Source organism: Collinsella sp. CLA-ER-H8 (assembly GCF_040092335.1).
Lineage (GTDB): Bacteria > Actinomycetota > Coriobacteriia > Coriobacteriales > Coriobacteriaceae > Collinsella.
The window spans coordinates 145,949-168,322 of record NZ_JBBNLU010000004.1; the positions used below are offsets into that span (position 1 = coordinate 145,949).

A 22,374-nucleotide genomic window follows, 5' to 3' on the forward strand; every position below is an offset into this window, starting at 1 on the left:
ACTGGGGTTAATAATGCTATCTAGAATACCCAACCCGGACGGCGATAAACCGACGCCGGGCACGAAAAGACAGAGATGGCATCACTGGAAGTCGGCAAGGTTCAAATCTATACGGGCGACGGCAAGGGCAAGACGACGGCTGCGCTGGGGCTCGCGCTGCGTGCCACGGGCTATGGACTTAACGTGCTCATGCTTCAGTTTGCCAAGAAGCTGCACTGCGCCGAACATGATGCAGCACCTCGTTTAGGGCTATGCATCGTACAAGCCGACCGCGACACACCCGAGGCTTGCGCCGCGCAGATCATGGAGCTCGCATGCGAGCAGATATCACAGGTCGACGTTCTGATTTTGGATGAACTCGGCGAGGCCATGCGCCGCGGCTTCGTGACGCGCGAGGATGTCGAAGCGCTGATCGCGATAAAGCCCGCCACCACGGAGCTCGTGCTCACCGGCCGGGGCTTGCTGCCCCTCGCGAACCTCGCCGACCTTGTCACCGAAATGCGCCCCATCAAACACTACTTCGACGAAGGACTCCTAGCCCGCCAAGGCATCGGATACTAGCCATTGGGGACGTCCCGAATGGCTAGGCGGTGGCGCGGCCGAGCCAGTTGCCGCTGTGATGGTAGACGGTGAACATCATGGCGGTGATTACCCAGGTTACGGGGTAGACAAGCAGCAGGTGCTCAAGCGACGGATCGAACGGCATAATCGCAAACACCCAGATCACCCTGAGCACGACAGTGCCAAAAATCGTGAGCAGCATGGGCTGCAAGCTCACGCCGGCACCGCGAATGGAGCCCGACGCGTTTTCGATAATCGAGAAGATCGCGTAGAACGGCGCGATGAAATGAAGGATCGTCGTGGTGTACGCCGAAATCGAAACATCGTCGACAAACAGACGCGACAACGGACCCGAGAACACCAGCAGCACGGAAGACAGGCCACCAATGAGCATAAACGACAGCACGAGCGACGTATGGTAGCCCTTGCGCATGCGCTCATAGTTGCGCGCGCCAAAGTTCTGTGCCGAGAACGTGGTGATCGACACGCCGAGCGCCTCGGTAACCATCCAGACAATGCCATCTAAGCGGCCCGAAAGACCCCACGCCGTGGTGACATCGGCACCAAACGAGTTGACCGACACCTGAATCAAAACGTTGGAAATCGAATACGCAGCAGACTGAAAGCCAAGCGGCAGACCACACGAGATCATGCTCTTACAAATGCCAGGATCAATGCCGAGTTTGGACAGCGAAAGCCGCCACGCACCCGGTGCGTGCATCATGCGAATCACGATCATCGTGGCGTTGGAGCAAATGGTCAGCGCCACCGCGATGCCGCAGCCCAGCGCCTCCATATGAAGCACGGCAACAAAGATGACATCCAGCACCGCATTAACAAGGCAGCCGGAAGCGATGATCACAGCAGGCCCGCGCGTGTCGCCCACGGCGCGCAGCAATGCCGTTCCCATATTGAGCAGCAGCGCCGCAACCATGGCGGCAAAATAGCAACGAGCATAGGCCACGCCCTCGGCCAAAAGTTCATGCGGAGTGTTCATAAGTACCAGCATGGGCTCAACGAACACTATGCCAAGAATCGAGAAAACGATACCGCCCACCAGCGCGAGCGTCATGGCCGTATGGACCGAACGGCTCAGTCGCTCATCATCGTGCTGACCAAAATACTGACCGGTAATGACCGCGCAGCCGGCGCCGACGCCAACGCAAAAGCCAATGCAGAGCTCGGTGAGCACCATCGTAGCTTGAATGCCACCTAGCGCGAGCTTGCCGCCAAACTGACCGACGATATAGGTACCGATAAGCGTGTAGGCCTGCTGAAAAAACGAACTAAAAAAGATGGGAACGCACAGCGAAAGCAGCTGCTGCCAAATAACACCCTGCGTTACATCGATAGCCGTAGATTTCTTAGCCACACGCCCTCCCCAAAAGCGTACGTCAACCGACAAAACAGTAATTAAAGACCTAAGCTAATAGCAGCTTAGCACCGACCGACGTCGACCGAAACACCCCGAGTCAGAGCCCGGTGCAAACTATCTGCCTAGTGATACAGCCCCGGCTGGTAGTGATACTCGTTGCTCACGTGCGGGCACAGCTGCCAAAAGGCGACGGCACTCGCCGCGGCCACGTTGAGCGAATCGACCCCGTGCGCCATCGGAATGCGCACGGCTCGGTCGCAGCCCGCGATAGTCTTGGCGCCCAGGCCGGCACCCTCGGTGCCCATAAAGATCGCCAGGCGATCAACCTCCTGCAGCGCAGGATCGTCCAGCGAAACGGAGTCGTCCGTCAGCGCCATCGCAGCGCACGAAAAACCGGCTTCGTGCAGTGCCGCCAGGCCATCGTGCGGCCACACACGAGCCTCGCTGCCAATACGCGTCCACGGCACCTGAAACACCGTGCCCATGCTCACGCGGGCCGAGCGACGGTACAGCGGGTCGCAGCACGTCGGACTGACCAAAATACCGTCGACATTGAGCGCGGCGGCCGAGCGGAAAATCGCACCCACGTTCGTGTGGTCGACAATACCCTCGAGCACGCACACGCGCACCGGGCGCTCCCCCGCCGCCTCGACGACGCCACCCAAGAACTCATCAACCGGAATCTGCCGCGGGCGACGAAACGCCGCGAGCGCACCGCGCGTCACGTTAAAGCCCGTCAGCTGCTCCATGAGTTCCATGGAAGCCACGAACACAGGAACCGGACCTGCGCCCTCGCGCACAACCAGGCGCTCAAACAGCGGCATCATCTGGTCGAGCCAGCGTTCGCCCAAAAGAAAGCTCACCGGCTCGTATCCGGCACGCACCGCACGCTCAATAACCTTGGCACTCTCGGCGATAAAGATGCCCTTTTGCGGCTCTAGCACGCAGCGCAGCTCACGCTCGGTCAGTCGCACGTAGGCATCGAGCCGCTCGTCCTCGAGCGAATCAATTCGCAGAACCTCAACGGCATCAGTCATAGCAGCCTGCCCGCACCCTTCTTTACAGCACATCTATACCAAACGAGGCGACGCTAAGCGCCGCCCCATACATTCAATCAACCCGATAATACCGTTCACGCCAGGCGATTTACGCCTCAACGCGACGATACGTCACGAACTCATAATCGACACCCTCGTCGCCCTCGCCCGAGGCAATCGTGGCAACACCGCCACGCCACGCAATCTCCCACGCGGGATCGGCGTCCAAATCGGGAAAGTACGTGTCCACGGCATGAGTGCAATGGTTGTGCGTAACCTCGGCCTCGACGCAATACGGCAAAAACTGTCGATATACCTCGCCGCCGCCAATCACCCACGCAACGCGTTCATCGGCAACCGCGGCGAGCGCTTCGTCGATGCTATGCACCACGTCGACGCCCTCGGGAGCAAAGCTCTCGTCGCGGGTGAGCACGATATTGCGGCGGTTCTTGAGCGGACGCCCGCCGGGAAAACTCAGCAGGGTCTTGCGCCCCATAATGACCGGGCAACCTTTGGTGCACGCCACAAAATGGCGCATGTCGGCGCGATTAGACACCACCATATCGCCCTCGCACCCAATGCCCCAGTCGTCACACACGGCGACGATGGCAGAAAGCTTACACGTCATGAGCGCCACCTACACCGCAATGGGAATGTTCTTGACCTGCGGGCCGTGCTCGTAGCCCTCAACGATGAGGTCATCGGTCGTAAACGCATAGAAATCGTGCACGTCGGGGTTAAGCGTTACCTTGGGCGCCGCAAACTGCGGACGCTCGATAAGTTCACGGACAATATCGACATGACGGTCGTAAATGTGGGCATCGGCAATCACATGCAGCAGCTCACCGGGAATCATATCGACCGACTGCGCGACCATCATCAGAAAGATGGCGTACTGGCACACATTCCAGTTGTTCGCGGCCAAAATGTCCTGACTGCGCTGGTTGAGAATCATATTGAGTGTTGGCTTATCGTCCTGCGGGCGCTGCGTGACGTTATAGGTCACGCTGTACGCGCACGGATACAGGTGCATCTCGGACAGGTCGCTAAACACATACGTGTTGGTCATGATGCGGCGACTGTACGGTGTGTGCTTAAGATCGTACAGCACACGGTCCATCTGGTCGAAATCGCCCTCGGCATAATGGCTTTTCTGGCCAATCTGGTACCCGTAGGCCTTGCCGATGGAGCCGGTCTCGTCGGCCCACTCGTCCCAGATATGGCTGTTGAGGTCATGGACGTTATTGGACTTCTTTTGATAGATCCACAAGATCTCATCCATGGCAGACTTAAGCGCCGTGCGACGCAGGGTGAGCGCGGGGAACTCCTCGCGCAGGTCGTAGCGCGCCGTGACGCCAAAGTTTTTAATGGTATAGGCAGGGGTGCCGTCCTCCCACACCGGGCGGACCTTTTGGCCCTCGGTGGTGGTGCCATGGTCCAAGATATCGCGGCACATGGTTACAAACTGTTGATCAGCCTTGCTCATTGACCCTCCTGTCAGTCGCCTACAAGCAAGATTTATTGTAGCCCAGGCGCACGCGGCCCCACAGCCCAAACATAAGCCCTCATTTTCTGACATATGACGGAAATTCCTTGCGCAAATCGGCACGTTCGCTATTCTATTGTTGACATATGTCAGATTTGGAGAGTGTATGGCAGGGAGACGCGAAAAACTGCGCCGCGTTGGGATCATCCCCGAATATCGCGGCTTTACCCCCGATGGCCTTGCCAGCGGAGACGCTATCGATATGACGGTCGACGAGCTCGAGGTCCTGCGCCTATGCGACCTGGAAGGCCTCAATCAAGAGGCCGTCGCCCAGCAAATGGGCGTCGCTCGAGCCACCGTGGCGGCCATCTGCAGCCGCGCACATCGCAAGGTGGCAAACGCGCTGGTCAACGGGCGGGCTCTCAGTATCGAGGGCGGCAATATCGCATACTCCCCCATCACCACGACGACGGCCGCATGGCCAGCAAAGGAGGTCGGCACCATGAGGGTGGCAACGACGTACGACAACGGCAACATCTTTATGCACTTTGGCCGCACAGAGCAGTTCAAGATCTACGACATCCAGGACGGCAAGGTGCTCAACGAGCAGGTCGTAGGCACCGGCGGCACCGGTCACGGCGCCTTAGCGGGCCTGCTTGCCAACGGCGGCGTTGACACGCTCATCTGCGGTGGTATCGGCGGCGGCGCCATCAACGCGCTCACCCAGGCCGGCATCACGGTCTATGCAGGCGCCCAGGGCAGCTGCGACGCCTGCGTCGAGGCCCTCATTGCCGGCACGCTCGCTCAGACCGGCGAGGCCACCTGCGACTGCCATGGCCACGACCACGAGCACACCCACGAGCATGGCGAGTCCTGCGGCTGCCACGGCCATCACGAGCACGAGGGCCACGAGGGCTGCGGCTGCCACTAACGGCACGGCACCGCGAGCTCGGGGTGCGACGCTGAACGCAACCCAGCAATCAAAGCCAACAACAAAGGCCACCCGGTAGCTTCCGAGTGGCCTTTGCCATATCAAGCTGGAATTACAGCCCTATTTCTTATTGCGCATCTGCGCTTCCATCTGGCGCAGCAGATCCATATCGGACTTGGGGCCGCCCGTTCCCAGGCCGCCCATGCCGCCCAGACCCATAGCGTCCAGGCCAGGGATATTGGGCATGCGCATCCTCTTGCCCTTCTTACCCTTTTTGCCCTTCTTGCCGCCGGCCTGCGCCTGATTGGCCATCGTGCGCATGCGGCCCATCATCTTATTCATCTCGCCCCACTGCTTCATAAGGCTGTTGACCTCGGTGGGGGTCACACCGGCACCCTTGGCGATGCGGGCGCGACGCTGGCCGTTGATGATGGAGGGACGCAGGCGCTCCTCCTTGGTCATCGACATGATGATGGCCTCGTTCTTATCGAAGATGCCCTCGTCCAGGTTGCCACCCATCTGGTTGAGTGCGCGCTGGCCGCCGGGAAGCATACCCAGAATGCCCTTCATGCCGCCCATCTTCTTGACGGCCTTCATCTGGTCGAGCATGTCGTTCATGGTAAAGCCCTCGCGCAGCATGCGCTCGGCAGCCTCGAGCTGCTCGGCGTCAGCCGCCTCCTGGGCCTTCTCGATGATGCCGACAACGTCGCCCATGCCAAGAATGCGCTTGGCCATACGATCGGGATAGAACGGCTCCAGCGAATCGGGCTTCTCGCCCATGCTCACGAACTTGATGGGCTTGCCGGTCACCTGGCGCACGGAAAGCGCGCCGCCGCCACGGGCATCGCCGTCGAGCTTGGAGATGATCACTCCGTCAAAGTCGGTGCGCTCGGCAAAGGTCGAGACGACGTTGACGATATCCTGGCCGGTCATGGCATCGACGACCATCAGCACCTGATCGGGCTTGACGGCCTTCTTGATGTCCACGGCCTCCTGCATCATCTGCTCGTCGATCTGCAGGCGGCCGGCGGTATCGACGATGACCACATCGCGCAGGTGGTCGACGGCCTCCTGGATGGCGCCCTTGGCGATGTCGACCGGATGCTCGCCGTCACCGCGGAAGACCGGAACGCCGATCTCTCCACCGAGCGTGGCCAGCTGGTCGGCAGCTGCGGGACGGTAGACGTCGCACGCGGCGAGCAGAGGCGAGCGGCCCTGCTTCTTGAGCAGGTAGGCCAGCTTTACGGCCGCCGTAGTCTTACCGGAGCCCTGCAGGCCCACGAGCATGATGACATTGGGAATGCGGTTGCTAAAGACGAGCTTGCTCTCGGTGGAGCCAAGCATCTCGGTGAGCTCGTCGAGCACGATCTTGACGACGTTTTGCGCCGGCGACAGCGACTCCATGACCTCGGCGGTCATGCAGCGCTCCTTGGTCTTGGCGACGAACTCCTTAACGACCTTGAAGTTGACGTCGGCCTCGAGCAGCGCCATGCGAATGTCGCGCATGGCCGAGGTGATATCGGCCTCGGTAAGCTTACCCTTGCCGCGCAGGCGGTCAAATGTGTCGTTGAGGCGATCGCTCAGAGAATCAAACACTAGTCACTCCTTAATTGGACTCGCCCACCAGGGCGCGGCAGAAATCTTTGGCATTGAATTCTTGCAGGTCATCGACCTGCTCGCCCACGCCGATGCGCAGGATCGGGAGCTTGAGCTTCTCGGCCACGGCCATGGCGATGCCACCCTTAGCCGTGCCGTCCAACTTTGTCATGATAATACCGTCCAGACCCAACGCCTCGTTAAACTCAAGCGCCTGGTTCAGACCGTTTTGGCCTGTCGCGGCATCGATTACGAGTACGACCGAGACGGGCATGGGGCCGGCGGCCATATTGGCGGCGCGCTTACGCGTCACGTTGACCACCTTGGCAAGCTCGCGCATGAGCTCGGGGCTCGTGTGCAGACGGCCGGCGGTGTCGATAAGCACCAGGTCGCTGCCGCGTTTGTCGGCCTCGTCGAGCACGTCGTAGCAAACGCTTGCCGGGTCTGAGCCGCGGTCGCGCTTGATGACGGGGACGCCGGCGCGCTGGCCCCACACATCGAGCTGCTCGATGGCGGCGGCGCGGAATGTGTCCGCAGAACCGATCACGACGTTCTTGCCGCGGGCAGCCATGGCACTCGCGATCTTGCCGACCGTCGTGGTCTTGCCGGCACCGTTAATGCCCACAAACAGCACGCAGCTCGGCGTGTCGGCGAACGGATCGCGCTCGACGGGCACAAAATGCTGCTCGAGCTGCTCGGCCAGGGCGCGGCGGAGCTGCGGGGCGGTCTTGAGGTTCTTCTTGGCCGCGGCATCGCGCAGGTCATCGGAGACCTGGATGGCGACCTCGGCACCCATGTCACCCATGACGAGAGTATCCTCTAGGTCCTCCCAAAAATCCTCGTCGACCTCGCCGCCAAAGTAAAAGACCTCGTTGAGGGCCTCGCGGCTGCGCTCAAGTCCGCGCGAGAGAGCATCGAAGAATCCCATTATGCATTCACGACCTTTCCGGTTTCGCGATCGAGTTTTTGCGAGACGACGCGACTGACGCCGTCGGCTTGCATCGAGACGCCGTAGAGGACGTCAGCGTCCTCCATAGTACGGCGCTGATGCGAGATAACCAAGAGCTGCGTATCGGAACGCAGCACGTCGAGTGCGCCGATGAGCTTGGACAGGTTAGCGTCGTCGAGCGCCGCCTCGACCTCATCCAGCACATAGAACGGCACCGTGCGCGTGCGATACACGGCAAAGAGCAGAGCGAGCGCCGTCAGGCTCTTCTCGCCGCCCGACATGAGCATCATCTTGGTGATGCGCTTGCCGCGCGGCTGCGCCACGACCTCGATGCCCGTCTCGGCCGGATGCTCGGGGTCGGTCATCTCCAGATGTGCCTGGCCGCCCGGGAACAGCATGGCGAAGATCTCGCGGAAATTCGCATCGACCTTCTCAAAGGTCACCAGGAAGGCTTTGCGCATCTTACGGTCGATGGCAACGGTAATCTTGGTGAGCGCCTTACGCGCGCTCTCCAAATCGGCCAGTTGCTCCTCGATGTAATCGGCGCGACGCTTAAGCTGCTCGTACTCCTCCATGGCAACCTGGTTCACAGGGCCCAGGTTGTTGATCTGGCGCACGAGCTGGTTGAGCTCGCGCTCGGCGGCGTCGCGGTCGGTAGGCGCAGGAAGCATGAGCGCTTCCTCGAGCACCGTGGTGCCATCGGCGGTAATGGCCTTGATGGCCGCCTCCACCTGCACCTCGAGCTTGCCGCGTGCGACCTTGAACTCGTTTTGCGTCGCGGTGGCGGCATCGACCCGCTCCTTGGCGCGGGAGACCTCGGCCTTGGCGTCTTCGATGGTCTTCTTGAGCGAGGCCGAATCCGCCTCCTCGAGCGAAGCCTGGTCACGCAGACGCGCAGCCCAATCCGACGCGCGCTCCAGCAGGGCCGAATAGCGCTCGTGCATGGGGTCGACGCGCAGGCGCAACAGCTCGAGTGAACGCGAAGCCTGGCGCGTTCCGCGGATACGGCGGTCGATGCCCTCCAGGCGATGCTCCAGATCGGGCACGCGGCCCTTCAGCGAACGCAGACGCTCGCTCGTCTGGGCCAGGCGGACCTTGGCATCGGCGAGCTTGCCGGCTGCCTCGGAATCGTCACGGCGGACGCGATCGAGCTCGTCATTGGCTTCGGCAATCTGGAGACCCAGGTCGCTTGCCTGCGCACGGGCCTCGTCGCGCGAACGGGTGAGCTCGTCAACGCGCGGACGCGCAGCGCGAACGGCCTCGGCGGCCTGCTCGCGGCGTTTAGAGATGCGCACGCGCTCGACCTCGGCATTGTTGGCGCTTTGCTCCAAGCGGCCGATTTCGGAGAGCAGCGAGCGGCGCTCGCCCTCAAGACGGGCGATCTCGCCGGCGGCATCGCCCTCGGCGGCACGCGCCTCCTCGACGGCCGCATTGGCCTCGACAACCTGATCCGACACGTGCTCAAACACGGCAGCGAGATCGGGCTCCAGGCCCTCCAGCTCACGGATACGACGCTTGCGCTCCAAGGCACCCGAAGCCTCGCCGGCATCGAGCCCCACGCGAACCAGGCCGCCACAGCTCACGCGGGCGCCATCGGGAGTCACATAGGTCACACCGTCAACGACAGGCGCGGCCAGCGCGGCAGCCAAGTCATCGACCACGTAATAGCCGCCGAGCAGCGCCTCGACAACCGGGCCATAACCGGAGCGCACGGACAGGCGATCGACCAGACGCGAACCGGCAGCGCCCCTAGCTGCAGCACCGCCGCTCACGCCGCGAGCCATCAGCAGCGCCTCGCCCGAGGCCTTCTTTTGGTCCAGAGCCGCACGACCGGCACGCTCAAGCGTGGCGGCGTCATCAAACAACAGGGCATCGATATCGCCGGCAAGCAGCTGCTCGACCAGGCTCTCGAGCTCACGAGGGGCCTCGAGCACGTCGCCCAGACGACCCGAAACATCATCACCCAGCGCGCCCACCAGACGACTCACCAGCGGCGAGCTATCGGCCAAGCGGGCATCGAGCTTCTTTTGGCTGGCAAGCTCCGAGCGAACCTCGGACAGCTTGTTGCGTGCCTCGCTCTCGCGGGCACGCAAGTCTTTAAGGGCCGCACGAGTGACCTCGGTGGCCTCGCGCGCATCGACCTGGGCCTGGCGGGCCTGATCAAGCGCGCCGTCGAGCTCCTCAGCGCGGTCGCGACGGCTCTCGAGCGAGGCCGTGACCTCCTCGAGCTGCTCGTCGATCTGCTCCAAGCGCGAGGCGTACATGTTGTCCTCAACCTCGGCGTTGCTCAGCGAGTCCTTCACCTTGGCAAGCTCGAGCGCGGCGTTATCGGCCACACGCTGCACATCGCGCTGCTCGCGCGTAAACTGCGAAATCTGATTGTCAAGCGCAACGCGACGCTCGTGGAGCTGGGCGGCGGCTGGACCGGCGGCATCAACGTCGTCCTGGGCCTGCATGTGCGCACCGGTCACTTCCTCAAGCTGGGCACGCGCATCCTCGAGCTCCTCGACCACGCGACGGCGCTGATGCTCGGAGCTCGAGATCTGGCCGCGCATGTCTGACAGGCGCGACACCATGTTGTGGCCCTTTTCCTCGAGCAGGCGCATATCTGAGTTAATGCGGCCGACCACGTCTTGCATATGGCGGCGCTGCTCGCCCAGATCGCCCACAAACAGGCCCTTTTCCTCGAGCATGACCTGGAGCTTCTCGAGCTCACGCTCCTTTTCGCTCAAGCGGTACTGCGCAAGCTCAAGCTCGGCAGCGCCCTCCTTAGAGCGGCTCTCCAGGTCGTTCCACTGCGACTGCAGCGAACGAAGTTCGTCGACGGCCAGCATCTGCGTAAGCTCGTTCGCGCGCGAGGACAGCTCTTTATACTTGCGCGCGCGATCGACCTGACGCTCCAGCGGCCGCAGCTGACGAGCAATCTCCTTATTGATATCGCGGGCACGGGTCAGGTGCTCGTCCATCGATTTAATCTTTTTGAGCGCACGCTCCTTGCGGCGCTTGTGCTTGGAGATGCCGGCAGCCTCCTCGACCAGGGCGCGGCGCTCCTCGGGGCGGCTCTGCAAAATGGCATCGAGCTTTCCCTGGCTAATGATGGAATGCGTATCCTTGCCCAGACCCGAATCGTGCAGAATGTCCTGAATGTCCATCAGGCGGCACGGGCTCGAGTTGATGAGGTACTCGCTTTCGCCCGAGCGATACATACGACGGGTGATGGCGACCTCGTCAAAGTCGACGGGCAGCATATGGTCCGAGTTATCGAGCACCAGGGTGACCTCGGCGACACCCACCGGCTTGCGCGCCGACGAACCCGAGAAGATGACGTCCTCCATGGCCTGGCCGCGCAGCTGCTTGGCGCTCTGCTCGCCCAGGACCCACAGAATCGAGTCGGAGATGTTCGATTTTCCCGAGCCGTTGGGACCGACGATGACGGTCAGGCCCGGCTCAAATGACATATGGGCGCGGTCGGCAAACGACTTGAACCCTTTGAGCGTGAGGGACTTGAGATACACGGTTCCTCGCTTAGACAGGCTTCTTGTTGAGAATCACGCCGTTGGTGGTGTAGCCCATGCGGTCGAGCGCCTCGAGCGCAGCGGCCGCCTCGGCCTCCTTCTTGGAGGAACCGGTGCCGCGGCCCTGGCGAATACCGTCGATGAGCACCACAGCGGTAAAGGTGGGCGCATGCGCGGGGCCCTCGGAGCCGACCAGCTTATACGCGGGAGGCTCGTGGCCATCTGCCTGCACGCACTCCTGCAAGAACGACTTGGGGTTCGCGGGGTGCTCGGCACGCTCGGAGGCCAGGTGCGGCTTGAGCGTACGATGGATAAACTCCGCCGCAACATCCCAGCCGGCATCCAGATACAGTGCACCCACGAGCGACTCGTAGACGTTCTCGAGCGCCGAGTGCAGGCCGCGCGCGCCGGTACCGGTCTCGGAGGCACCAAAGATGATGATGTCGTCGATACCCAACTCGTGCGACACCTCGGACAGCGTGGCGCCCGAGACAAGGGATACCTTCAGGCGCGTGAGCTTGCCCTCGTCAAACTCGGGATAGGACTCAAAGAGCGAACGGGCCACGACGGCGCCCAAAATGGAATCGCCCAAAAACTCAAGGCGCTCATAGCTGGCAGAGACCGGCTGTCCCTCGACAGCCGAGGGATGTGTGAGCGCCGCGCGCAGCAGCACCTTATTATTGAACTCATGGCCCAGGATCTCCTGGGCGCGCATGAGTCGTTCAGACAAAGCCAAGACTTAGGCCTCCTTGGCGTTTTCGATCGCGTCGACGGCGTCGGCGACAGAGTTGAGCGACAGCAGGGTCTCGTCATCGATTTCGAGGTCGAACTCGTCCTCGATGGCCGTCACCAGCTGCAGACGCTCAAGCGAATCGGCATCGAGATCGTCAAAAGTGGTCTCGTCGCTAATGTCGGCGACATCGACACCCAGCACGTCAGCGGCGACTTCGGCGATCTTATCGAAGATTTCGGAGCGATCCATAGCGCTTCCTCTCGTATGTCATGGAACACAACACAACACGGCAATCGGAGCCGCGTTGTAATACGGCTCCGATTCTACCCCACGCGGTACAGGTTGAGCCACGTAACGGGGCCTTTATAAAACGATACCGTCCATGGAATTGGCAACGTCCTGGACAAGCCCGGCACGTACGGCCTGGGCCGCGGCAAGCGTACCGTTCTTGACGGCCTCGACCGACGTAGCACCGTGGCCGATCAACACGACGCCGCGCAGGCCCAGCAGGATCGCGCCGCCCTTGGCGTCGCCCGAAAGCTTGGCTTTGATCTCGCGCATCTGCTTTTTGATGAGCAGCGCGGCGATCTTGGTGCCGAGCGAGGCCATAAAGGCGCCCTTGAGTTCCTGCAGCAAAAACTTGGCAGCGCCCTCGGTAGCCTTGAGCGCAATGTTGCCCGACATGCCATCGGCAACGACGACATCGAAGTTACCTGAGGTGATGTCCGTTCCCTCGCAGTTACCAACAAACCCGGGAACGGCGGCCTTCATAGCAGGGAAACAGGCCTTGGTAAAGTTGGAGCCCTTCTCGTCCTCGGTGCCGTTGGCAAGCAGGCCCACGCGAGGATGCTCGATGCCCAAAACCACACGGGCATAGGCAGCGCCCATCTGGGCGAAGCGCACCATGTCGTCCACCGTGACATCGGGATTGGCGCCCATATCGCACAGCACCGTCAGGCCGCCGGCACGATTGGGCAGTGCGTTGGTAAGGCACGGACGGACCGGCTGCTTCTTGCCCTCTGCCAAATACCTAAACGGCGTAACGTAGGCCGTGGCGGCAGCGGTCATGGCACCGGTCGAGCCGGCCGAGAAAAACGCGTCCGCATTGCCCTTCTTAATGGCACGGCATGCAAGCACAATCGAAGACTTGCGCTTGGTCATCACGGCGCGGATGGGATCGTCCTCCATGCTGATGACGTCGGGGGCCTCCAAAGCCTCTACGCGGGCATGCGCCGCGGCAAAGGGGTTGACGATTTCGGCGGGACCGACGGCCAAGACCTCGATCTCGGGATCTGCCGCAAGCGCAGCCTCGATACCGTCGAGGACAACCTGGGGCTTCTCGTCTCCGCCCACAACGTCTACACAAACGCGAACGTTACTCATTTCATATACTCCTTATACAAAAATGGCCGACTCATTGAGCCGGCCATTGTGGTTCCAGTTGGAACGGCATCGCATCCAGAGTAGACAGTTACTCGGTAACGATAACCTCGCGGTCCTTGTAGAAACCGCAGCTGGGGCACACGTGATGCGGGAGCTTAACAGCGCCGCAACGGGGGCACGTGGACTGAGCCGCAGCCGAGATCTTCATGTTGGCGGAACGACGGGTATGGGTGCGGATACGACCCTGCTTTTGTTTAGGTACGGGCATAGTGACCTTCCTTATGAACTATCCAGTGTGGCGATTACGCGCAAGTAGCGATACTACCACAGTTTTACTCGTCAAGCTTGAGATTCTTTAATGCTGCAAATGGATTTTCCGTGGCAGCGGCCCATTCGGCCTCCGCCTTGGCGGCGCAATCGCATTGCCCGACGTTGAGATTGATGCCGCAGGTGGGGCAAAGGCCGCGGCAATCGGGCTTGCACAGGACAACGAACGGCGTGTCCATGACGACCGCGTCGTTGATGGGCTCGCCCAGATCGACGATGCGATCCTCGCCCAGCAACTCGTAGCCGTCTTCGTAGGCCTCGGGGTCCTCGGGCTCCTCAAAGAGGTAGAACTCCTCGATCTCGCCCGCGATATCAAACGAGGCGGGCTCCAGGCAGCGGTCGCACTCCCCAGTGGCGTGCGCGCGGACCATGCCAGAGAGAAGAACGCCGGTACCGGCGTTGGTAAAGACCACGTCGTAGGCAATGCCGTCCTGCAGCTGGTACTCCTTCTCGCCCACCATGTAGGTGGCGACATCGACCTTGCCGGTCAGCGGATATGAGTCTCCGGGAAACTCGAGCTGCTCGGAAAGATCGACGGTTACGCTCGGGAACTCAGCCATTACCACTGACCGTTCTGCTGGGCGGCACCCTCGTTGAGCTGCTGACGGCAACGGGTGACGGTGCCGGTCAGGCTCTTGAGGTTCTCCTCGAGGTGCGTAAAGACCTGCTCGGCGTAATCCTCGGCGGCATAGCGCGTCTCGCGCTCGTACTGCTGGGCACGGTCGCGAATGTCATCGGCCTGTTGCTGCGCTAGGCGGACAATCTCCTGCTCGCCGGCAATGGTGAGCGCCTGCTGCTGAGCATCGGCAATAATGGAATCGGCCTGAGCGGCGGCGGAAGCCATAAGCTCCTCGCGCTCTTTGAGGATACGGCGGGACTTCTGCCACTCCTCAGGATAGCTCATGCGGATCTCATCGAGGATGTTAAAGAAGACGTCGGCGTCGATAACCTTCATCTGGGCGTTCTTGCCGAACGGCGTCTTAGCCTCTTCGATGAGCCCCTCGAGCTCGTCGACAAGACTCACGATCCTGTCGCCAGGAAAATTCTCGCCCGGCATCCGGTCTCCTTTCATAGGTAACATGTCATCGTGTTAGTTTACCACATGCCACCAGGCAATAAAAAACGTCATGAAAAGCGATGTTTGAGCGCTTCGACCACGTTGGGCGGCACAAACGTCGACACGTCGCTGCCAAGCGAAGCGATCTGGCGCACCACCGAACTCGAAATGTAGCCGTACTGCGGAGCACTCATGACAAAGATGGACTCCAGCTCGTTATCCAGGCGATAGTTGAGGTCGGCCTGCTGCAGTTCGTATTCAAAGTCGGTCATGGCGCGCAGGCCCTTAACGACGGCACCTGCCCCCTGTTCACGTGCAAAGTCGACCAGCAGGCCGGTGAAGGGCAGTACCTCGATCCCGTCCAAATCGCCGAGGGCCTCGCGGGCCAGCGCCACGCGCTCGTCGAGCATAAAGGTGGTACCCACGCCGTTTTTACCCTGAGATTCGGCCACGGCGACAATCACGCTGGGAAAGATGCGGCGGGCTCTGCGAATTACGTCGATATGGCCAAAGGTGATGGGATCAAAGGTGCCCGGGACGATCACGCGGTTGATGGTGTCATTCATGGGTGTCCTCCGAAGGCGCATCCTCGTCAATTTCGTTCTCGTCAGCATGGTCGTTCTCGTCCTCGGCCGCCCAGCACAGCAAGTCAACCGAGGTAATGCCGTAGCGCTTCTCCCGCAAGGTCTCAAAACCAGCCGGATGAGCGCCCGCATCGGATGCGGCATGCTCAAACAGGGCAAAGGCCCCGGGCGTCAGCAGCCCCTGCTGGGAAAGATTTTGCAGCAGCTCCTCGACCGGCTCGGCGCCAAAAGCATACGGCGGATCGAGCAGGACCAGATCGAAGGGGCCGCCCGGTACACGGCCGCGCGAAGCACTCGCCAGCACATCACCGGTAACGACGCGCCAGCGCGAGCGGTCGCGGCACAGCGACTCGATATTCTTGGTGATCAGACGGGCGGCATTGCGATCGATCTCGAACGTGGTGAGCGAGCGGGCGCCACGCGAGAGCATCTCGATACCCAGGGCACCGGAGCCGCCAAAGGCATCCAGCACGCGAACCTCGTCCAAATCGAAATCGAACGCCGACATGACCATGGATGCACATGCCTCGCGCACGCGATCGGTCGTAGGACGGGTGACATCGCGCCCACGCGGCTCTTCGATCTTGCGGCCGCGCCATTCACCGCCGATGATTCTCATCCTCCGCTGACCTCCTTAAAGATATGTCGATAACGCGTGGCGACCGCATCGCGCAAGGGACGCGTCGCCACGGAGTCAAGGTTGCAAGCATACCGCAAGAGTTCGACCGCGTCCAAATGGGCCCATTCGATAAGATCCTCATCGGCGTCCAGGTCCACAAAGCGCAGGGTCACACCGCCATGCTGACGGTAGCCCAGGATCTCGCCCTCGTGGCGCAGACGCAGGTCCATCTGGGCGAGCGTAAAGCCGTCCGAGGTCTTTTCGAGCGACTGGAGGCGGTCTTGAGCCGCCGATGCGCCGCCATTGCCCTTGGAGTGCGTCATGACCAGGCAGGTGCCCGACACGCTGCCGCGGCCTACGCGACCGCGCAGCTGGTGCAGGGCCGCCAAGCCAAAGCGCTCACCGTTCTCGATGACCATGACGGTGGCGTTGGGCACGTCGACGCCCACCTCGACCACCGTGGTCGAGACGAGCACGTCGATCTCACCACGCTTGAAGGCAGCGATCACGCGGTCCTTCTCCCCCGCCGGCATGCGGCCGTGAAGGCGTTCGATGGTAAGTCCCGGCAACGCCAGGCGCAGTCGGTCGAGCTCGGTTGCCGTATCGTGCAGCGGCACAGGCACGGTCACCCGGCCCTCGTCGTCGCGGGCAATACCAGGCACGTCTTCAAGCTCATCGACCGAGTCACTCGGCTCCACGAGCGGGCAAATCACGTAGGCCTGCTGACCCTTTTCATGCGCCTCGCGAATGGCGCCGTAGGCCAGGTCGCGGCTCGACTCGGTGAGCACGCGTGTCGTAACGCCCGCCCCCGGAACAGGTCGATGGCGGATGATGCTCGTATCCAGGTCGCCGTAGACCGAGAGCGCCAACGTGCGCGGGATCGGCGTCGCCGTCATAACGAGCAGATCGGCACCCGGCCCCTTGGCACGCAGGGCATTGCGCTGGCCCACACCAAAGCGGTGCTGCTCGTCGATAACGACAAGCGACAGATGCTTAAACGCCACGTCATCCGAAAGGACCGCGTGAGTGCCAAAGAGGACGTCGAGCTCGCCCGATTCCAACTGCGCATGGATCCGCTCGCGCTCGGCCGCCGGCGTGGCACCCGTCAGGAGCGCCCAGGACATGCCAGCCTGCGAGAGCAAGGGGCCGGTCTTATCGGCATATTGGCGCGCCAGCACGCCCGTAGGCGCCATAACGCAGGACTGAGTACCCGAATCGGCCGAGACAGCCAGCGCGCAGGCGGCGACGGCCGTCTTGCCGGTACCGACGTCGCCCAGCAGCAGGCGGTTCATCACGCGCCCGCCATCGCACATGTCGTGCAGGATGTCTTGGAATGCGGCCTCCTGCTCGTCACTCAGCGAAAACGGCAGGGCTTCCTTGAGCGCTGCCAGGTGCTCGCCCGCGGCATGGGCGTAGGGAGCGACTTCGACCAGGCCGCCGTCGTTGCGCAGGCGCAGCGCCAGCTGAAGGCAGAGGCACTCCTCGTAGGCAAGGCGACGACGCGCGATATCGCGCTCGGCCATGCTCGATGGAAAGTGAATTGAGCGCAGCGCACGAGCATTGCTCATCAGGCGGCGCTTGACGCGCAAACGTGCGGGAATCGGATCGAAGGGATTGCCGACGACCTCGAGCGCGCCGCTAACGATGCGGCGCATCCACGCCTGGCTCACGCCATCACTCACGTAATGGACCGGCAGAATGGTGCCCGCGGCACGCCCCTCCTCGAGCTTTTCGAAATGCGGAGAGGCCATCTGCTTAAAGCCGTAGGCAAACTCGACCTTACCCATCACGGCCAGGCGGTCTCCCTGCTTAAACTGCTGGGCAATCCAGGGCTGACGGAAAAAGGCGACCTGCAGCACGCCCGTCTCGTCCACCAGCGAGACCTCGGTCACCTGCATACGCGGGCGGGGCTGTTTTTGGACGATACGATCGACCGTGGCGACAATCGTGCACACGGTACCGATGGGCGCCATCTCGATGGACCAGGAGCGCGTAAAGTCCAGATATCGATGAGGGATATGGAGAAGGAGGTCCCCCACCGTCTGAATTCCCAGACGGCGAAGGGCCTCCTCACGTTTACCCGAAACATATTTGAGTCGCGCGATATCCTCGTCGAGCGCATTGCTCTGGGCAAAGCGCTCCGAGACGCGCGGCACGGAGCACAGCTCGGACATGGGCAGTTGCCTACTCGATCGAGAAGATCACAGGATAGAGCGGCTGCTCGCCACGATGGGCATCAATCTCCAGGTCGGGCTGAGCCTCCTCGATGGCGTCGACGATCTCCTGGAAAGCCTCATCGGACAGCTCCTCGCCGGCCAGAATCGTCAGCGCGTCGCCCTCCTCTTCCTCCTGCATGCGGTTGATACAATCGAGCGTGACCTGCTTCACATCGGAGCCGACCACGTCGATGGAGCCGGCGATGATACCCATGACATCACCGGAGTGAATCGGAGAGCCATCAGAGGCGCTGGAATCGCGAACGGCACGGGTGACTTCGCCATCGCGAACCTCGCTAATGGCGTCAACCATGGCGGCAACGGCGTCCTCGAGCTCGGAATCGGGCAGGACTGCGAACAGCGCGGAGAACGCCTGCGGGACGGTCTTGGTGGGAACGACGGCGACCTTCTTGTCGGTGCAGGCAGAGGCTGCGGCCTCGGCAGCCATGCGAATGTTGCCGTTATTGGGCAGGATGATGACCGAGGTCGCGTTGACCTGGTCCACCGCGCCCAGCAGGTCGGCGGTCGAGGGGTTCATGGTCTGGCCACCCGAGACGATCACGTCAACGCCGAGGGACTTGAGGATGTCGGCCTCGCCGGAACCGGCGGCAACGGCGACAAAGCCCAGCGCCTTGGCGGGTTCGGCAGCCTTTTCCTGGTCCTCGTGAATCTTGGCGGTACGGTCGTGGGCCTCCATCTCCATGTTGTGGATAAAGACCTCGTAGATTTGACCGAGCTGCAGCATGTGCTCGAGCACCAGGTTGGGGGTGTTGGAGTGCACGTGGATCTTATAGTCGGGGTAGGCACCCACGAGCAGCTCACAGTCGCCCATGGAGCCCAGGAACTTAAGGCACTCGTCCTCGTCAAAAGGAGCGTCGGCCTTAAAGAGGAACTCGTTGCAGTAGCGGAACTCCGAGCCCTCCCAGTCGTCGTTGGCCTCGATCTCAACGCGACCAAGGGCCGCGTCGCGGGCAGAGCCGGCGGAATCAAACGTGGCGGAGAAATCCTCGACTACGGTGCTGCGGCCAAGAGCGGCGGCAACAAAGTTCTCCAAGAAGATGGCAAAGCCAAAGGCGCCGGAGTCGACCACGCCGTTCTCTTTCAGAACGGGCAGCAGGTCGGGCGTGCGGGCGACGGACTGATAGGCCTCGACGACGATGGCATCGAGAGCGTCCTCGGCCGAGAACTTCTTCTTCTCGCACTCATCGGCCTTGGTCGAAACATCGCGCAGGACCGTGAGGATCGTGCCCTCGATGGGCTTACGGACAGCCTGGAAGGCGACCTTGACGGCGCGACGGAAGGCGAAAGCGATGTTGGCAGACGTGATGGGCTCGTCGGCAGAGACGAGGCCCTCGGCCACGCCGCGCAGGATCTGCGAGGTGATGACGCCGGAGTTGCCGCGGGCACCCATCAGGGATCCGTGGGTGATGGCGCCGGCGATGGCCTCCATATCGGCATCGGCGGGAAGGGCGGAAAGCTCCTTGGTCACCGAGGCAAGCGTGAGCGACATGTTGGTGCCGGTGTCGCCGTCGGGTACGGGGAAGACGTTGAGCTTGTTGATCTCCTCGGCCTTGTCGGAAACGGCAGCCGCAGCGATCGGAAAACAGGTGCGAATGGTCTTTGCAATCATGGGTATTTGAATCTCCGTTTTCGGATGCTAGTTCAGACGGCTCTTGAGCGCGTCGATGTGGATGCCGATCTTAAGGCTGGCAGGATCGATCTGGGCGATCTCCTGCAGGGTGAAGGCAACGGAGCTCGAAAGATTGTGGCAAACGGACTTCATGTTGACGCCGTTCTCGAGCACGACGTGAAGATCGACCGTAAGGCCGTTCTCGTCGGCGGAGACAAGCACGCCCTTGCGAAGGCGCTGACCGGCAAGCAAGCGCACGCTCTCGGCGCCCTGGAGCTGCTCGGCCATACCGACGACGCCATAGCACGTCATCGCGGCATAACCGGCAATATCGGCAATAACGTCGTTCGAGACGCTCAGGCTGCCGTTAATGGTCTCAGACACAAGAATCTCCTTATCTGGTGCTCGCGGCACCATCTCGTGGGAGCAATCATTGCAATATTCTACAACGAGCGCGCCATGTTGAGGTGGTGGGTCGCGGGATTACATCCTCGACACGAAATGTTGATATGGCAACGTTCGTGCCAGACTATCGCGACAAGAAAAAACCCGCCGCATAAGCGACGGGTTTTACAACCTGGCTCCCCGGGTAGGACTCGAACCTACAACAACGCGGTTAACAGCCGCGTGCTCTCCCATTGAGCTACCGAGGAATTTAAAAGCCCAACGGAATGGGCCGAAAATTCTGGCTCCCCGGGTAGGACTCGAACCTACAACAGCGCGGTTAACAGCCGCGTGCTCTACCATTGAGCTACCGAGGAATAGGTGCGTGCTCTCAAGCAACGAAGTTTATTATACGGACGAATCAGCTCAGGGCAAGAACTTTTTTGAGAATTTTTCCGACCTAGTCATTGGGGACGTCCCCAATGACTACATGAAAGCGCCCTCAAGCGGATGTACTTGAGGGCGCTTCTTGCTTGACTAGCTTTCGATATAGTCTTTGAGCTTGCTGCTGCGGCTGGGATGACGGAGCTTGGCCAGGGTCTTGGACTCAATCTGGCGGATGCGCTCACGCGTGACGCCAAACTCGCGGCCGACTTCCTCGAGCGTGCGAGGATGTCCGTCGACAAGGCCAAAGCGCAGCTCGATAACCTTGCGCTCACGATCGGCAAGCGAGTCGAGCACCTGGGTGAGCTGCTCCTGCAGCATGGAGAAGCTGGCGGCATCGGGCGGAACGATAGCCTGGGAGTCCTCGATGAAGTCGCCCAGCTGGGAATCCTCTTCCTCGCCGATAGGGGTCTCGAGCGACACGGGCTCCTGCGAGATCTTCTGGATCTCGCGGACGCGGTCGGCGCTCATGTCCATCTCGGCACCGATCTCCTCGGGGGTCGGGTCGCGACCCAGGTCCTGAAGGAGCTGGCGCTGCACGCGGACGAGCTTGTTGATGGTCTCGACCATGTGCACGGGAATACGGATGGTACGGGCCTGGTCGGCGATAGCACGCGTGATGGCCTGACGGATCCACCATGTGGCGTACGTGGAGAACTTAAAGCCCTTCTGGTAGTCGAACTTCTCGACGGCGCGGATCAGACCGAGGTTGCCCTCCTGGATCAGATCCAGGAACAGCATGCCGCGACCGACGTAGCGCTTGGCGATGGAGACGACCAGACGCAGGTTGGCGCTGATGAGCGCCTGCTTAGCCTCGAGACCGACGTTCTCGATACGGGTCAGGCGACGCATCTCGGCGCGAGTAAGCTCGATTTCGCCCGCCTCGGCGGCCTCGAGCTTCTCGGTGGCATCGAGACCGGCCTCGATCTTCATGGCCAGATCGACCTCTTCGGAGGCGGTCAGCAGGTCGACCTTACCGATCTCCTTAAGGTACATACGAACCGGGTCGCCGGTCAGCATCACCGTGGAGGCATCGATGCCACGCACGCGCGAACGCGAACGGGACGTGCGCACGGTGCGCTTCTTCTTGCTCTTGGAAGAACCCATCTCGGCGTCGGCCTGACGGGCCATCTTAAGCTCGTGATCGTCGAGAGAGCCGGAATCGTGCTCGTCGTCATCGAAATCGTCGGTATCGCTATCGTTATCGTCATCGTCGACGTCCATGGGGGCGTCGTCGTTACCGCTCGCGGAGATAATCTGGATGCCGCTGTTGCGCAGCGCGGAATACACCGCGTTGAGCTGCTCGTCAGATACATCGATATCCTTCAGGGCGACCTGAATCTCGTCCTCGGTTACCGAAGTCCTGTTTGAGCCGTTGCCCATGAGCTTTGCAACGTAGGATTCCAGCCCAGTACCCGTGCTCTCACTCTTTTTTGGCACAGATTCTCCCTTCATAGTCCACAGGACTCATTACTTTAGCACACACATTGACGTCTATACCCAAAATTCAGACTGGATATAGGCGCGAATACGCTGGTTGACCACAA

Annotated in this window: 21 protein-coding genes and 2 tRNA genes; 2 read left to right on the plus strand and 21 right to left on the minus strand. The window is 61.4% G+C overall.

Features of this window, described 5'->3' with window-relative positions:
- Window positions 1-75: 75 nt before the first annotated feature.
- Window positions 76-561, plus strand: coding sequence for a cob(I)yrinic acid a,c-diamide adenosyltransferase (locus AAAX72_RS04085; protein WP_349129176.1), 486 nt, complete (start codon window positions 76-78; stop codon window positions 559-561).
- Window positions 562-583: 22 nt separating this feature from the next.
- Here the strand turns inward: AAAX72_RS04085 and AAAX72_RS04090 are convergent, their stop codons facing one another.
- The 4 genes from AAAX72_RS04090 to thyA form a co-directional block, all read right to left on the minus strand.
- Entirely contained in the window at window positions 584-1,933 is a 1,350-nt protein-coding gene (locus tag AAAX72_RS04090) for an MATE family efflux transporter (RefSeq protein ID WP_349129177.1), read from the minus strand.
- A gap of 125 nt (window positions 1,934-2,058) precedes the next feature.
- Window positions 2,059-2,973: an RNA methyltransferase gene (locus tag AAAX72_RS04095; RefSeq protein ID WP_195503179.1), complete on the minus strand. Its 915-nt coding sequence runs from the start codon at window positions 2,971-2,973 to the stop codon at window positions 2,059-2,061.
- A 109-nt stretch (window positions 2,974-3,082) separates the two neighbouring features.
- Complete coding sequence (locus tag AAAX72_RS04100) at window positions 3,083-3,601, minus strand: dihydrofolate reductase (protein ID WP_349129179.1); 519 nt, start codon at window positions 3,599-3,601, stop codon at window positions 3,083-3,085.
- 9 nt (window positions 3,602-3,610) lie between these two features.
- Window positions 3,611-4,459, minus strand: a complete 849-nt coding sequence (gene thyA / locus AAAX72_RS04105) for a thymidylate synthase (protein ID WP_349129180.1) — start codon at window positions 4,457-4,459, stop codon at window positions 3,611-3,613.
- 166 nt (window positions 4,460-4,625) lie between these two features.
- On the opposite strand from thyA, the gene AAAX72_RS04110 reads away from it, so the two are divergent.
- Window positions 4,626-5,390 carry a NifB/NifX family molybdenum-iron cluster-binding protein gene (locus AAAX72_RS04110; RefSeq protein ID WP_349129182.1) on the plus strand — a complete coding sequence of 255 codons (765 nt, stop codon included), beginning with the start codon at window positions 4,626-4,628 and terminating at the stop codon, window positions 5,388-5,390.
- Window positions 5,391-5,510: 120 nt separating this feature from the next.
- Here AAAX72_RS04110 and ffh read toward each other — a convergent pair whose 3' ends face one another.
- The 17 genes from ffh to rpoD all read right to left on the minus strand — a co-directional run bounded on the left by ffh (window position 5,511) and on the right by rpoD (window position 22,267).
- Window positions 5,511-6,986, minus strand: a complete 1,476-nt coding sequence (ffh, locus tag AAAX72_RS04115) for a signal recognition particle protein (RefSeq protein ID WP_349114574.1) — start codon at window positions 6,984-6,986, stop codon at window positions 5,511-5,513.
- Window positions 6,987-6,996: 10 nt separating this feature from the next.
- Window positions 6,997-7,914: a signal recognition particle-docking protein FtsY gene (gene ftsY / locus AAAX72_RS04120; RefSeq protein ID WP_349129184.1), complete on the minus strand. Its 918-nt coding sequence runs from the start codon at window positions 7,912-7,914 to the stop codon at window positions 6,997-6,999.
- Entirely contained in the window at window positions 7,914-11,450 is a 3,537-nt protein-coding gene (gene smc, locus AAAX72_RS04125) for a chromosome segregation protein SMC (RefSeq protein ID WP_349129186.1), read from the minus strand. The genes ftsY and smc overlap by 1 nt, the downstream gene beginning before the upstream one ends.
- Before the next feature lie 10 nt (window positions 11,451-11,460).
- The gene (rnc, locus tag AAAX72_RS04130) at window positions 11,461-12,186 is read right to left on the minus strand and encodes a ribonuclease III (protein WP_349129188.1); all 726 of its coding nucleotides are present in this window, start codon (window positions 12,184-12,186) and stop codon (window positions 11,461-11,463) included.
- A gap of 3 nt (window positions 12,187-12,189) precedes the next feature.
- Entirely contained in the window at window positions 12,190-12,432 is a 243-nt protein-coding gene (locus AAAX72_RS04135) for an acyl carrier protein (RefSeq protein WP_035138134.1), read from the minus strand.
- A 114-nt stretch (window positions 12,433-12,546) separates the two neighbouring features.
- Window positions 12,547-13,566, minus strand: coding sequence for a phosphate acyltransferase PlsX (gene plsX, locus AAAX72_RS04140; protein ID WP_349129189.1), 1,020 nt, complete (start codon window positions 13,564-13,566; stop codon window positions 12,547-12,549).
- Window positions 13,567-13,654: 88 nt separating this feature from the next.
- Entirely contained in the window at window positions 13,655-13,834 is a 180-nt protein-coding gene (rpmF, locus tag AAAX72_RS04145; protein WP_022094017.1) for a 50S ribosomal protein L32, read from the minus strand.
- A gap of 64 nt (window positions 13,835-13,898) precedes the next feature.
- The gene (locus AAAX72_RS04150; protein WP_349129190.1) at window positions 13,899-14,453 is read right to left on the minus strand and encodes a DUF177 domain-containing protein; all 555 of its coding nucleotides are present in this window, start codon (window positions 14,451-14,453) and stop codon (window positions 13,899-13,901) included.
- Window positions 14,453-14,950 (minus strand): hypothetical protein, encoded by a 498-nt coding sequence (locus AAAX72_RS04155; protein ID WP_022094019.1) that lies wholly within the window; start codon window positions 14,948-14,950, stop codon window positions 14,453-14,455. Before AAAX72_RS04155 ends, AAAX72_RS04150 begins: the two co-directional genes overlap by 1 nt.
- Window positions 14,951-15,018: 68 nt before the next feature.
- Complete coding sequence (gene coaD / locus AAAX72_RS04160; protein ID WP_118376690.1) at window positions 15,019-15,516, minus strand: pantetheine-phosphate adenylyltransferase; 498 nt, start codon at window positions 15,514-15,516, stop codon at window positions 15,019-15,021.
- A complete protein-coding gene (gene rsmD, locus AAAX72_RS04165) occupies window positions 15,509-16,153 on the minus strand; it encodes a 16S rRNA (guanine(966)-N(2))-methyltransferase RsmD (RefSeq protein WP_349129192.1) in 645 nt (214 codons plus the stop codon). Before rsmD ends, coaD begins: the two co-directional genes overlap by 8 nt.
- Window positions 16,150-18,327: an ATP-dependent DNA helicase RecG gene (gene recG, locus AAAX72_RS04170; RefSeq protein ID WP_349129194.1), complete on the minus strand. Its 2,178-nt coding sequence runs from the start codon at window positions 18,325-18,327 to the stop codon at window positions 16,150-16,152. The genes rsmD and recG overlap by 4 nt, the downstream gene beginning before the upstream one ends.
- A 10-nt stretch (window positions 18,328-18,337) precedes the next feature.
- The gene (locus AAAX72_RS04175; RefSeq protein WP_006234030.1) at window positions 18,338-19,999 is read right to left on the minus strand and encodes a DAK2 domain-containing protein; all 1,662 of its coding nucleotides are present in this window, start codon (window positions 19,997-19,999) and stop codon (window positions 18,338-18,340) included.
- Between the two features lie 27 nt (window positions 20,000-20,026).
- Complete coding sequence (locus AAAX72_RS04180) at window positions 20,027-20,416, minus strand: Asp23/Gls24 family envelope stress response protein (RefSeq protein ID WP_187361832.1); 390 nt, start codon at window positions 20,414-20,416, stop codon at window positions 20,027-20,029.
- Window positions 20,417-20,577: 161 nt separating this feature from the next.
- A tRNA-Asn gene (locus tag AAAX72_RS04185) sits at window positions 20,578-20,652 on the minus strand.
- Window positions 20,653-20,685: 33 nt separating this feature from the next.
- A tRNA-Asn gene (locus tag AAAX72_RS04190) sits at window positions 20,686-20,760 on the minus strand.
- Window positions 20,761-20,920: 160 nt separating this feature from the next.
- A complete protein-coding gene (gene rpoD / locus AAAX72_RS04195) occupies window positions 20,921-22,267 on the minus strand; it encodes an RNA polymerase sigma factor RpoD (protein ID WP_118080532.1) in 1,347 nt (448 codons plus the stop codon).
- Window positions 22,268-22,374 lie beyond the last annotated feature (107 nt).

Coding starts and splice junctions, on each gene's coding strand:
- AAAX72_RS04085 (WP_349129176.1), top strand. CDS start 76: ATGGCATCACTGGAAGTCGGCAAGGTTCAAATCTATACGGGCGACGGC.
- AAAX72_RS04095 (WP_195503179.1), bottom strand. CDS start 2,973: ATGACTGATGCCGTTGAGGTTCTGCGAATTGATTCGCTCGAGGACGAG.
- AAAX72_RS04100 (WP_349129179.1), bottom strand. CDS start 3,601: ATGACGTGTAAGCTTTCTGCCATCGTCGCCGTGTGTGACGACTGGGGC.
- thyA (WP_349129180.1), bottom strand. CDS start 4,459: ATGAGCAAGGCTGATCAACAGTTTGTAACCATGTGCCGCGATATCTTG.
- AAAX72_RS04110 (WP_349129182.1), top strand. CDS start 4,626: ATGGCAGGGAGACGCGAAAAACTGCGCCGCGTTGGGATCATCCCCGAA.
- ftsY (WP_349129184.1), bottom strand. CDS start 7,914: ATGGGATTCTTCGATGCTCTCTCGCGCGGACTTGAGCGCAGCCGCGAG.
- AAAX72_RS04135 (WP_035138134.1), bottom strand. CDS start 12,432: ATGGATCGCTCCGAAATCTTCGATAAGATCGCCGAAGTCGCCGCTGAC.
- plsX (WP_349129189.1), bottom strand. CDS start 13,566: ATGAGTAACGTTCGCGTTTGTGTAGACGTTGTGGGCGGAGACGAGAAG.
- rpmF (WP_022094017.1), bottom strand. CDS start 13,834: ATGCCCGTACCTAAACAAAAGCAGGGTCGTATCCGCACCCATACCCGT.
- AAAX72_RS04150 (WP_349129190.1), bottom strand. CDS start 14,453: ATGGCTGAGTTCCCGAGCGTAACCGTCGATCTTTCCGAGCAGCTCGAG.
- AAAX72_RS04155 (WP_022094019.1), bottom strand. CDS start 14,950: ATGCCGGGCGAGAATTTTCCTGGCGACAGGATCGTGAGTCTTGTCGAC.
- coaD (WP_118376690.1), bottom strand. CDS start 15,516: ATGAATGACACCATCAACCGCGTGATCGTCCCGGGCACCTTTGATCCC.
- rsmD (WP_349129192.1), bottom strand. CDS start 16,153: ATGAGAATCATCGGCGGTGAATGGCGCGGCCGCAAGATCGAAGAGCCG.
- recG (WP_349129194.1), bottom strand. CDS start 18,327: ATGTCCGAGCTGTGCTCCGTGCCGCGCGTCTCGGAGCGCTTTGCCCAG.
- AAAX72_RS04175 (WP_006234030.1), bottom strand. CDS start 19,999: ATGATTGCAAAGACCATTCGCACCTGTTTTCCGATCGCTGCGGCTGCC.
- AAAX72_RS04180 (WP_187361832.1), bottom strand. CDS start 20,416: ATGGTGCCGCGAGCACCAGATAAGGAGATTCTTGTGTCTGAGACCATT.